At 31.9% G+C, this 13,333-nt stretch carries 10 protein-coding genes; 1 reads left to right on the top strand and 9 read right to left on the bottom strand.

Features of this window, described 5'->3' with window-relative positions; genetic code table 11:
* Positions 1-51 precede the first annotated feature (51 nt).
* Positions 52-1,038 carry a LolA family protein gene (locus OC535_RS13105; RefSeq protein ID WP_227053111.1) on the bottom strand — a complete coding sequence of 329 codons (987 nt, stop codon included), beginning with the start codon at positions 1,036-1,038 and terminating at the stop codon, positions 52-54.
* A gap of 83 nt (positions 1,039-1,121) precedes the next feature.
* Here OC535_RS13105 and OC535_RS13100 point away from each other — a divergent pair, with 83 nt between their 5' ends.
* Positions 1,122-1,331: a DUF378 domain-containing protein gene (locus tag OC535_RS13100; RefSeq protein WP_498824022.1), complete on the top strand. Its 210-nt coding sequence runs from the start codon at positions 1,122-1,124 to the stop codon at positions 1,329-1,331.
* 11 nt (positions 1,332-1,342) lie between these two features.
* On the opposite strand, the gene OC535_RS13095 is transcribed toward OC535_RS13100, so the two are convergent.
* The 8 genes from OC535_RS13095 to OC535_RS13060 form a co-directional block, all read right to left on the bottom strand.
* Complete coding sequence (locus OC535_RS13095; protein ID WP_498824021.1) at positions 1,343-1,966, bottom strand: HAD family hydrolase; 624 nt, start codon at positions 1,964-1,966, stop codon at positions 1,343-1,345.
* Entirely contained in the window at positions 1,966-2,667 is a 702-nt protein-coding gene (gene deoD / locus OC535_RS13090; protein ID WP_024721070.1) for a purine-nucleoside phosphorylase, read from the bottom strand. Before deoD ends, OC535_RS13095 begins: the two co-directional genes overlap by 1 nt.
* Before the next feature lie 2 nt (positions 2,668-2,669).
* Positions 2,670-3,137: a hypothetical protein gene (locus tag OC535_RS13085; RefSeq protein ID WP_024721069.1), complete on the bottom strand. Its 468-nt coding sequence runs from the start codon at positions 3,135-3,137 to the stop codon at positions 2,670-2,672.
* Positions 3,138-3,267: 130 nt separating this feature from the next.
* Positions 3,268-8,922 (bottom strand): discoidin domain-containing protein, encoded by a 5,655-nt coding sequence (locus OC535_RS13080; RefSeq protein ID WP_498824020.1) that lies wholly within the window; start codon positions 8,920-8,922, stop codon positions 3,268-3,270.
* A 135-nt stretch (positions 8,923-9,057) separates the two neighbouring features.
* On the bottom strand, positions 9,058-9,396 hold the full coding sequence (locus tag OC535_RS13075; protein WP_498823073.1) for a DUF6618 family protein: 339 nt from the start codon (positions 9,394-9,396) through the stop codon (positions 9,058-9,060).
* A gap of 12 nt (positions 9,397-9,408) precedes the next feature.
* Positions 9,409-10,215, bottom strand: a complete 807-nt coding sequence (locus OC535_RS13070; protein ID WP_051592760.1) for an ExeA family protein — start codon at positions 10,213-10,215, stop codon at positions 9,409-9,411.
* On the bottom strand, positions 10,215-11,513 hold the full coding sequence (locus tag OC535_RS13065) for a TnsB C-terminal domain-containing protein (protein ID WP_027089463.1): 1,299 nt from the start codon (positions 11,511-11,513) through the stop codon (positions 10,215-10,217). Before OC535_RS13065 ends, OC535_RS13070 begins: the two co-directional genes overlap by 1 nt.
* 840 nt (positions 11,514-12,353) lie before the next feature.
* A partial coding sequence (locus OC535_RS13060; protein ID WP_498824019.1) for a hypothetical protein occupies positions 12,354-13,333 on the bottom strand: 980 nt, incomplete at its 5' end.

Here is a 13,333-nt window from a genome sequence, read left to right as displayed (position 1 = left end):
TCAATTAACTCTTAAATAATTTTAATAATTATGTAGATAGAGGCTAAGCCCCTATTTCAAACTAGATGTTTGCATACTACTAATAACACTTACCATTTCTTCCTTACTCAAATCTTCTGAATATAACTTACATAAAATTCCTGATTTCATCATTGTTAATTGTCCTTCATTATAAAACGCCACACCATCAACAAGATCAATAACTTCACCACTAATTTCTTCAATATTGATCTCATCAGTTGCTACTACTGGTGTTTCAATAACTGTAAAATTCTTATCTCCAGTAAATTTTAAAATGTGATTAACGGTACCATCAATCGTCGATACTTTTTCACTATTTAAAGAACTTCCCATCAAAGCAATCGGATATAGAGGCAATTCACTTGATACATTTGAATATTCACTTGTACTTTTTTCAAGAACTTTTTTCTCATCAAAACTATCTTTACTTAATTTAACCTCCGTTTTAAAATCTGTGAAATTTGCAGTTATAATTTCGGCATCATCTTTATCTAACACAGTAACTTGTTTAGGCACCAATTCTTTATCAAAAATCATTTCTTGGCTAGTTATTCTCGAATCGTTAGGATAAGTAACATCACATTTTACCTGATAACCTGTTTTTATTTTTTCTACTTCGCCTTTTTCTAATAATTCAATCAAAGATTGATAAATATATGGTTTAGGGGAATTATTAGGCCATTCACTTTGAAATTTAAAAATTTGATTTAATGTTGGTGTTAACACAAATACGCCATCAAGATTCTTTACAATAATTTGTGATTGATTTAACGATTTATCATAAAGTTCTACTTTATAATACTCATCCTTCTTTTCTTTAAAATAGCTTACATTGACCAAATAACTTTTCAATTCATCATTTTCTACCATTTCCATATTACATGTAAGTGTATATTTATCATAAGCTTTTACTTTTTCAACGGTCTTATCTAAAGAGCTATCTTTAAATTTAAAAAATATTAGTGATGCCACAACTAATGCAATAGCAACTGCAATTCCAATATATATTTTTTTCAAAATTACACCCCCATTAATAAATATGTTTAAATTTTAATATTATGTATAAAGTTATTTATCTTGGATACACTTTAATAAGGAGGATGAAAATAATGAATATAATACAAAAAATTTCCTTAATACTAACAATTATTGGTGCACTAAATTGGGGGTTGATTGGTTTATTCAATTTCAACCTAGTAGATTCGTTATTTGGTGTTGATAGTTTTTTATCAATGTTGATCTATATATTAGTAGGTATTGCTGGTATTATCAACATCATGTTATTATTTGTAGATTTAGATACAAAATAAAGAGCAGTTTCCTACTCTTCAATAATAAATGGGGTCATTTCTCCATTTTTTTTATTTATTTTTACTCTGTTTTTAACCATTTTTAACATTGGAATATCGTGGACAGAATCTGAATAAGCATATGAATTTTCATAATCGATTACTAGATTCAATTGTTTAATAACCCTATTTAATCGAACTACTTTTTCTTCATTTTTACAATTCTTACCAATCATTTTACTAGTATATTTACCATTAACAACTTCTGTTTTAGTTCCTAAAATACCATCAACTGGTAAGTCACAAAAACGAAGATATCCTTCAATCGAAGCTGAACAAATATAGACTTTATAACCTTCACGCTTTTTATTTTTCAATTCCGCAATAACATTTGAATAATATTTAGGAACTAGACACGTTTGATAAAACTCATTGATTTCATCATCATTTAAATGATCCATAGGAAATAGCCATGATGATTTAACTGTCTGAAACTTTACAATCCCTATTAAATACAAAGGAAATAAAACTACGATCTTTAACAATCTAAAAACAGCCAAAGGATGTTTTTTGATATAATATTTCAATAACGCTTTACCAGAATCACCATGAATTAATGTATCATCAAAATCAAAAAAAGCAAACTTCTGTTTCATCAAGCAATCTCCAATGCGATTTCCATCATTGCCGTAAAACTTTTTTCACGTTCTTCAGCACTAGTTTGTTCGTTAGATACTAATGAATCAGAAACAGTCAATAAAGTTAGCGCCTTTTTATTTAAATATGCAGCTGTCGCAAACAATGCATAAGACTCCATTTCAACACCTAAACAACCCATCGACGCCCACTTATCTGCCGTTTTCTGATCAGCATGATAAAAGATATCTGATGATAAAATATTTCCCACGTGATAATTAACATCTTTTTCTTTAGCTTTATTTACTGCATTTTCTAATAACCCATAATCACTTATCGCACTATAAGTACCTGGCAATTCATATTGGTGAGCAAAATTTGAATCCGTACAGCAACCTTGAACAATAATAATATCACGTAATCGCACTGCCTCTTTAAAAGAACCACATGATCCAATCCTAATAATATTCTCTACACCATAATGGCTAAATAATTCATAACTGTAAATCCCAATTGATGGCATTCCCATCCCAGAGCCCATAATAGAAACTTTTTTCCCCTTATATGTCCCTGTATATCCAAACATATTTCTAACACTATTAAACTGTTTTACATCTTGTAAATAGGTTTTTGCTAAAAACTTTGCCCTAAGCGGATCACCTGGCATCAAAACAGTTTTTGCAATTTCACCCATTAAAGCTTGATTATGCGGTGTAGCCATTGTTATTCCTCCTTGATTTTACCATCTTTAAAATAATAATATGTTTCACTACCCTCAGGTTCATTCAATTTCTTACCATTTACAGCCAAAATCAGATTATCTAAAAACTTCTCAGCATCGTCAGCTCCTAATTGAGCATAATAACCATCCAGCACTAAAAAAGGGCCGAAACCATAATCATCTTGATCAAAATCAATAATTTTATCAACAATTTCATCATATGCAGTTTTAACTTCTTCAACACTTTCGCGATCGTCCATATCATACTTGATTATTTTCATATGTTCACCAAACTCTTCTTCAACTAGTGGCAAAACATTATTAGTAACATATTCACAATTTGAGCATCCTTCAACATAAAAATATTTTAATGTGTATGTTTCAGTATATACATTTTTTTCCTTTTTTTGACACCCAACAAAACTAAAACATAATATCATAACAATAAACAACTTAACTATTTTTTTCATATTCCACCTCTTGCTTTATTATAAACCAAAAATCCATAAAAGTATACTAATCATTATTAAGTCCCAAATATAACACTTTTATCACAAAAAAAGGAAATAGCTATTTCAAACTATTTCCCTTTTAAAATCATTAGTCTTCTTTCTTTTTCTTAGTTCCATAGAACGCTAGAGCAGCAATTGCTAGTCCTGCAAGTGGATATAACATATTTGTCGTATCTCCAGTAGCTACACTTGCTGTTGTATCACCGGCTTTTACTGGATTACTTGCTTCAATCATTTCTAATCCAGCCATTGCTTTCGTTAATACTTCTTTAGCATTATCTACTTCTGCCTGGGTTGCTTCTGGATCAGCTAATGTTGCTTTTGCTTCATTTAATGCTTCCATCATTACTGACCATGTCTTAGCACTGTAATTTGTGGCATTTAATGTCTCAGCTTTATTGATCAATCCTTGTAATAGATCCTTATTTGGAATTAATCTTAAGTCTAAGTATGCTCTGATCAATGCTTCATATGCGGCATCTACCTCAGCTTGTGTTGCATCTGGATCATCTAATACAGCCTTAGCAGCTGCCATTGGGTCAACTAATCCCGCTACACTGTTTTCAGTATATAGACTCTTATCTAAGCCATCTACCATATCATATGCTTCTTGTAATCTTGTTTTATCTGTTCTTAAGACTAAGTTTCCAATTGCTTCTGTTAAGTTATTTAACGCTTTGTTAACATCACTTTCTAAAGCATTTTCATCATTCATGACATCTCTAGCTGCATCTAAGGCTTCTTTAAATGCTGTCCATGAATCAGTCGTATAATTTCCTTCTTCATATTTTTCAGCTTCATTGATCAAGGCTTCTAAAGCGCTCTTATCACCTTTTACAAATTCCAACATATGAATTGCATTAGCTAAACGATAGAAAGCACTGTCAACTGTAGTTTGGTCAGCACCAGTGTCTACTAAAACATCTGCTGCTTCTTGTAAAGCGGCTTCAAATTCAGCTGCTACAGCTGGTACGACATTATCCAAAGCCCCTTGAGCTTTTAATGTATTTGCAGTATCTACCGCTATTTGTAATGCTGTTTTATCTGTATCAAGCTCAGCTTTAAAAGTGATATCTGCAAAGAACATATTATGATCTGATAATCTATTATCAATCATTTGTACTACTTCAATATCAATATTTTTTGATACGATTATATTATCTACACAATTTACATTCATTGTAGCATCTACACCATTAAATGTATCGAAGAAAATATCATTCATACCATTAGCTATATTATAGTTATCACCAAAGATTTCAGCAAACTCTTCTCGATATTGATCTGCATTGAAATCCCCTACAACAATTCGATATGATAATGGATCAGCATCCATCGCCGCTTTTAATGTTTTCATTTGTTGATGACGTAGTTCTGTATCTTCATAAGATAAATGAGTATTATAGAAAGCAACTTTATGTCCAGCTAATTCCACAACACTGCGTTGATAGATACGTTGTTCATTACCAGCACTTTCCAACATAGCTGATGATCCATCATTTAATGGTGATTTTGATACTGTACCAATACCATATTCACCACCAGCATAGTCTATAGCTTTACTGAAGAAAATATTACCATAGACATCACCTTTGAACCCTGCAAGCATATCATAGTTATTTCTACTTGTATACTTATCAACTTCTTGGATACCTGCTATATCAACATCATATTTTTCTAATTGTTCACGAATTTTGTCAACATCAGGATTTTTATTTGCAGCGATATTATATGAACCAATTCTGACTTTACCTTCTTCTTTTGCCATAAATGAATCATAGGCTTCATCTAAAGCTGCAAGATTTTCATCTTTTAATGTATAATCATCAGCTTTAGCCTTAACATCATCAATAACTTCTTGTAATGCTGTCATTTTTGCTTCAGTATTGATTGATCCTGTTAATAATTTTTCTAATTCTGAAATACGATCATAAACTGCTGATGTATCTGTATCAGCTACATCTTTTAAACTAATTCTATCGATCCAATAACTTGCTTCTGGACGTTCGTTATTGAATAAATATATCTTACCGATATTTGAAGGAGCGGCAGCCGAACTACGATAACCATAATTTTCAGCAAATGCAACTTCCTCACCACCTGGCACTGTTACATATGCACTATAAGTACCTTCTTTTAAATTAACTTCAATTCTAATATGATATTTAACATTTTGCTCATATTTAACTGTACTTTGAACATAACCTTTATTACCATTATAAGCACCAAAAGTACCTTGATACATACGGATAATAACCGGAACTTGTCCATAAGCTGTATAATTTGAACCACTATTACCAAGTCCTACAGCAGTATTTGTTTGATCTGGTGCAAGAGTTGTCACCATATCAAATTCTACATCAACTAAATATGTTGTACTTGGTCCAATTTCTCTATTTGCTGAAACTGCTCCGGCACTGTTAGGTGCTTTTGCAATCAAAGCATCACTTGCTGGCTTCAATTCTGTTTCTAATGGTCCGTAAACTTCAAATTCATAAATACTTCCACTATACCATTGTCCATTTCCAGTATGACGCCATCTTTGTTTTTGAATATATTTTACATAACGAGCTTCAACTGCATCAAAATTGATAACCTCATCAATTTCAGGTCCATTATTAGCCGTTGTTTCATCTTTAACATAAACTGTTGTAAATTCTACACCATCTTCAGAAACTTGAATTTCATATTTATCAACAGCTGATTCATAGCGAATATTGATTTCATCGATAACTCTTGTTTCTTCTAAATCTACTAATAACCATTGTTCATCTTTATCTTTAGCAAATGAAACGCGTGATTCTTTACTTACAAGACCATCAACTGCTTTATCAGCAGTAAAACGTCCATCATTTACTTCTAATCCCGATACTGAAACTGGTCTATTTAATGCATAGTTTTCTGATTTATATCCTAAAATATCAGCAATTTCTTCTGTTGTCATTGCCTTATTATACACAGATATACTTGACAATGTTCCTGTTGCATTTTCAAATACTTTTTCAACTGGAAGAACAAACGTTGAGCTTTGTTGTGTTTTTCCTGCAATCGTTGTATTTGTTAACTTACCATTTCCAATCTTCTTTCCATTAATATACAATGTTAAATCTTTGTTATTGCAAGCTAAAACTAAATCAATATCTTTATCTGTTTCTAAAGTATAATCAAATGTAAATGAATATTGATCACGTGAATAACCAAGTTTCCCATTCATATCAGCAAAGAATGTTCCATCTTTACCAGTAAATAAAATTGTATTTTCAGTAACTTCACTTAAATTAAACTTCATAAATACAGTATAAGGATAACCTATACTATCCATTGGTAATGATAAATATCCATCACCATTAAAAATAACTTGTCCCTCATTTACTTGTCCATTGACAATAGTTCCATCATAACCATTTCCACTTAAATCTGTTACAATATCACTTACATCTTCAAAATCATAAGATACTAATTGATCTGTTTTACTTTCGACATATCTTCCTGGATTTGCGTTAGGAACTTTATTTTGTAAAGCATCAATTCTTTCTCTAAATTGTTCATATGTTTGATCTGCTTCATCTTCTCCATACCAGGTTTTTTCAGCTACGATTGAAACAGCATCTTTTATACGATCATAAATATCGAACCATGAAAATCCCGTTTTAAATGATGTCATATCATTCCATAAAGCAAATTCAGCCCCTTTTGTTTGTGGATGAGCCACTGGCATAATTGCTTCACCAGAAGGATTTCTTCCAGATTTAAAGTTATTGACCTCAAATTCTTCATATAATCTTTCTGTATCAATACGATCTGGATATCCAGCATTTGCAGCAGGAACAATGTATAACCATCCACCATATGTATTAATTATATCATATCCAGCATCATATGTTTCTTGAACATCAGCCCAATATGGAGCCCATAAGTTCATAGTTGCTTCATTAGTTACTGGAGTTGTTCCGTTAAATCCATTTTTACCTAATGAGGCCCATACACGACTTTCATAGCCTTTACTATTAACATATTTAATAAGCTCATCAGTCCATTTACGCATTTGTTCACCATATGCTTTATCGTATTCATCTGTACCGATATGGAATTTATCGCTTTGAATAACTGGATCATCACCATCCAAATATTCATCGAATAAATTTTTAATAATCGCTATATTAGCATTGTAGGCTTCTTCAGTTGTAATATCCAAATAACCTGCTTTATTAGCTAACATCTGGACTCCAGGAATATCTCTAAACGCTTCAGAATGATATGGTGTATCGATTTCAGTGATAACATCAATACCATAATTTTTCATATCTTTTTGATATTGTTTGTATTCTTCTTTTGTATAATACCCATCAGATGCTACAATCGATGGATAAACTTCACTTTCTAAACGGAAAGCACTATACCCAGATTGTCCCCAGTAATCATTAATATGAATACGTGCTTCGTTTAACTTATACCATGACATATAAACTGTCATTTCTTCTAAGTATTCTAAAGGAATATACATTCTTCCTACATCGATCATACCTGCACGTACTTCATATTGAGGATAATCTCTCGCAAGTCCTTTAGGAGCAGTGTTATTATTTTGATAAAGAATTTGTGTAATAGAAGCACCACCATAAATCATCCCTTTATAAGTAGGAGCTTCGATCGTTACATAATTAGCAATATCTAAATAATATCCTTCTTCTCCCAATTCATCAATAGTACTACCAGTTTTTAACACAATATCTCCAGTTTGTGGTTGCCCACTTACAACTTCGATATCACGTCCTAACATATCTTTAAAATATGTCTGGATCATCTTAGCGCTATCTAACCATTCATCATCTAAAACAACGATGCGAGAAGCAGCTGTTAACTGATAATCTCCTGTTGCTCCTTTCCATTCTCTAAGACCTGGAACAACATTTGGTTTTTCATTATCTTGTTGTTCAACATCATATTTTCCATTAACAACAAATGCAATATCATCTGATAGGGCAGTATCTGTTTCATCATCAACATTTTCAACCTTATACATGATATTAACTGGCATATCAACTAATGGTTGCGTAACTTTTCCAGTTTTTGAAACAACTTGTTCATTATCTGTCCCATATAATGAAATTTTATATCCATCTGGTACTGATGGTATAACAAGTGATTGTCCATCATCTGACAATACTGGCGTTTCTTTTTCGATTTCATCAATAATACTTCCAGCATTGTAAACTTGTTGAGAATAAACCTCTAATTCATAAATAGAATATCCATATCTTGCAGTTTTTGGTGTTTGACACAAAATACGAATATATCTAGCTGTAAACACTTCAAAGTCTTTATGTTCTTGCATTCCTGCATCATTAGCACCTGATACTAAAACATCAAAGAAGTTTTCACCATCTAAAGATCCTTGAATTGTATACTTTGTAGCCGTTGCTGCTTCCCAATTGATATTAATTTGAGAAATTGGATACTCTTCTAATAAATCAACCATCATCCATTGCTCAAAATTAGAATCCCATTGTTCTGCAGGTGTCCCAGTTCCTAGTCTTTTTGTTGACCATCTTGATTCATTACTAACAATTCCATCAACAGCTTTTGATGCATCCCAACTTGAACCAGGATATACACTTGATTCTGTTGCCGGCTTGTTTAAAGCAAGATTTTCAGCAGTCGATGCATATGCTGGTGAAATTTGAATCAACCCAATAACCATCAAACATGATAACAAAAAGCTTACTAGTTTTTTACCTTTCATTTTCCTCCATCCTTTCATTAATTTTGCATCAGCGCACAATCTAAGCGCTTAATTGTTAAACTGCAAACTCTCCCCACTTTGCAACTGCAAATTAAAATAATCAGATTTTTATACTTTTTGAATTGTAACCGCAAATTATTTTAACTTGTTATCTGTTAAATAAAAAAAGAATGCAATTATGCATTCTCTTGTTTTTTCATATATCGCTTTTATTCCATATGCTATTTTTAAACTTATTTCAATATCTTCAAATACTTCATATATCGCTTTCATATTCCAATAGACATCTCTTGGATGTGCAAGTTCTACATTTTTTCTAATATCAATAAAATGTATGCACCATTCATTTAATAAATGCTCCATCTGACACCATATTATTTTATCTTTTATTTTTATTGAAAAATCATATACTGGTGTTATTACCAGTCCTTCTATTGTTCCTACACACTTTTCTTCTTGTGAATTTCTATATATAATCCATAATCATTACCCAATCATCAATTCCTTGCTTGCTTTCATTATTAATTCACTATCTATTACATCTTTTTTATAATGCATTCCCAGTATCAGACTCTTGTTTATTAAAAGGTTGAGTATTCTTACAGAAGTATTCATTAATGAATATAGTGTATGATAACATTCTTCTTTGAAAAGATCGCTTCTGCAGTTAACTGATTTGAGTCTTGAGACAACATAGTTTTTGACCTCTTCTTCATTGAAGCCAGTAAATGTATAATTCATATTGATGCGTTGTCTAAATGGTTCAAGTGATTTGAGTCTTAATGTTCTTAAAAATTCATTCTGCCCTACAAATATAAGTGTGCAGTAATCTTTAGAATCATAATCAAAATTCATAAGCATGATGAATTCTCTGAGTACTTCTTTTCTTAAAAACTGTGCCTCATCAACAGCTATGATGACTTCCATCTTGTTTTCTGATGTCAGTCTTTTGAGTTCTTCCTGTATCTGATTGAACATTTGCGATTTCTTCGTTGTTTCTTCCAGACCAAGTGCATCATTAAGCATACGATAAAAATCAATCGCTGTTATAGTTGTCATGCATATATAGATGACGACATAACGATTTGGATTGAGTGATTCAAGTGTCTTTCTTAAACATGTCGTCTTTCCCATTCCTGGACTGCTTAAAAATACACCAATACCCCTTGAACGTATGATAAAATCCAGTCTATTTGTCATCTGATTGAAATCATTCGATGCATAAAGTGTTGAAACTGTTGCATCCTTGGTAAAAGGATTTTTATCCATTCCATAATATGTTGTCATTTCCATCAGTAAATGATCTCCTCTCTTCTTGTTTTTCCATTTTCAACTCTATCTGTTCTCTTTAGGAATACTTTTTTCTTTTGTGATGTATCATAAAGATATGTTCCTTCAAAAGTACGAGGATTATAACGAATAATAACTCGAATCCCTATATAAACAGAAGGAACATCAAATAATACATTCTCTATAAGAACTGTTGAATCTCCATTAACCTTTCTTGTCGTTTCATGAAGAAATACATCATCAAGCCATGAAGAATAATCAGCCGGTGATTTATTGGAAAGTCTTGATACTTCAATATCTCTCATATCATACATATACCTTTCAAATGGTGTATGATTATCGTGTTCATCATCTTTCATGGATGAATGGACCGTTCTGTTGTATTCATTGATCCATTTATTGAGATCATCATTCAATTGATGGAGTGACTGATAATCACTTCCTTTATGTACATCTAAAAATCTCATTTTCATGGTATGAAAAAATCTTTCAATAACAGCTTTTCCCGTTGGAGAATAAGGGGGATTATAGATAATCTTAGTTCCCAATTTTGCTTCTATTTCTTTTGTGCTCTTATTTTTATAGCTGCTTCCATTATCTAAGATAATGACTTTGCTTCTCCCATACCTTAAAACAGCATCATGCCACACTTTTTGAAAGTTGACTGCATTATCATTGAAAAAGAATTCAGCACCAACGATCATCCTTGAATGATTATCAATAATAGCTATCAGATATGTTTTTCGATATTCTCCATTTTTATCAAAAATATAAAATGTATGACATGTATCAGCTTCATATCCATCACATGAATGGGCAAATTCCCAAGCCCTTCTTTCTTTGGTCAGTGTTTTACCCTGTCCGTTTCTTAAACCACTGTTTTTGATATAACGCTGAACCGTATCTACCGAACAGTCTCCTTGATTTAACACACCATCTTCGATCATTTTTTCATAGATCATAACTCCTGTTATTTTAGGATATTCTTTAATGAGATTAGCGATATATTTCTTATGTTCCTCATCAAGTTTCCTGACTCTCCCAAGATCGAGTCTATCTTTAGGCATAAGTCCTTCAAAGCCAAATTTTCTGTAAATATGGAGCCAGTATTTCATTGTCTGTCCAGAAAAGTGGCGTTTTGTACCATCAGGCCATTCAATTTCACTGTTTCCAATGCGCTTGAAATAGGCAGTTATAGAATCATCAGTAAATGTATGTGAAACAACTGGCGCAATCATCGAAAATTTGACCTGTGCTACAAGCTTTCGATACTCATAGCTGTCTGTTTTTTGTATATTCATATTATTTTACCTCCTGATTTGAGTATAGAACAGACAATCATGAAATGACATTGCCAACATATTTATTTGATTATCTTTCAAGAACGATCAGGATATTGATTGAAACAGCTTGCGACTGTTTTGAAAAAGAGTATGAAGAGTCATACCGAAAATATCACTGATGAGACTTTCGTAGTCATAGATCAAATGAATGAAGAAATGCATATGATATTTATTTTTTAAAAAGCTGAATATCCTTAAATAATATGAATATTTTTTTATCCAGCGGTAAAGTGTTGAAACAGATATCTGAAATATATTGACGATTTTTTCAATGGTCAATGAAGAAAACATCTTCAAAGAGAGGACATGAAGTACAAAAAATATGGAATATGATGAATGAGGTATGATAAAAGAAGCAGGCAAAATAGAATGAAAATGACCGTCATTACGGCAGTACATCACAGGGACTTCAAGCATCTGATCATCAATTTGGCCATTATGAAAAGAGATATAATGTCTCTGATAGGACTGATAATATTTGATATTGGAAGATTTACAGACGATGCCGTTATGAGTATGTAAAGATGACAGCTCCAAATGATTGAGACAGTAGAATTCGAAATCGCGGATTTGTGAAAAAGAAGGTTCATTATAGAATTTAATATTTTGAGAATCAAAAGCTGACTTGATATTGAGTATAAAATCCTGTATCATATAATTTGTATCATCAGTATCAACTGACGATTGAAAAGGGACAGTGTTAGAGGGTGAGAAGCTTTAACGGGCTGTTTCTTTTCTTTTTCCTTTCATAATATTGATCGATAGATATCATACACTATTCTGCAAATAAAAAACAGATTAAGGTTGATGCAGTGCAGTTTGAAACGGCATCTTTCTTAATCCGTTTGTTTTTTTTATTTGCAGTTTTTGTATTATTTTTTTTGTAGAGAATTTGCGGTTTAACAATCTTACTGCTATTTCTTCACTTCCTGGATATCTTTCATTTAGCTTTTCTATTCTTGTTACTATTTTTTCTATCTTCTCTGATTCCTGCTCTACTGTTAGATTAACTAGTAATTTTGCTAATTCTACTGCTATTTCTTCACTTTCGAGATATCTTTCATTTAGCTCTTCTATTCTTGTTACTGTTTTTTCTATCTCATCTGATTCTTGTTCCGCCGTTAAATTAACTAGTGATTTTGCTAATGATTCTGCTATTTCTTCACTTTCGGGATATCTTTCATTCAGCTTTTCTATTCTTGTTACTGTTTTTTCTATCTCATCTGATTTCTGTTCTACTGCTAGATTAAATAGTGATTTTGCTAATGATTCTGCTATTTCTTCACTTTCGGGATATCTTTCATTCAGCTTTTCTATTCTTGTTACCGTTTTTTCTATCTCATCTGATTCCTGTTCTACTGCTAGATTAAATAGTGAGTTCGCTAATGATTCTGCTATTTCTTCACTTCCTGGATATCTTTCATTCAGCTTTTCTATTCTTGCTACTGTTTTTTCTATCTCCTCTGATTCCTGTTCTACTGCAAGATTAAATAGTGAGTTTGCTAATCTTACTGCTATTTCTTCACTTCCTGGATATCTTTCATTCAGCTTTTCTATTCTTGTTACCGTTTTTTCTATCTCATCTGATCCTTGTTCCGCCGTTAAATTAACTAGTGATCTTGCTAATCTTACTGCTATTTCTTCACTTCCTGGATATCTTTCATTCAGCTTTTCTATTCTTGTTACTGTTTTTTCTATCTCATCTGATTTCTGTTCTACTGCTAGATTAAATAGTGATTTTGCTAATGATTCTGCTATTTCTTCACTTTCGGGATATC

Origin of the sequence: Clostridium sp. Marseille-Q5894 (genome assembly GCF_946902305.1) — a bacterium.
Taxonomy (GTDB): Bacteria; Bacillota_I; Bacilli_A; order Erysipelotrichales; family Coprobacillaceae; genus Thomasclavelia.
This window is presented reverse-complemented; position numbering and strand designations above follow the sequence as displayed.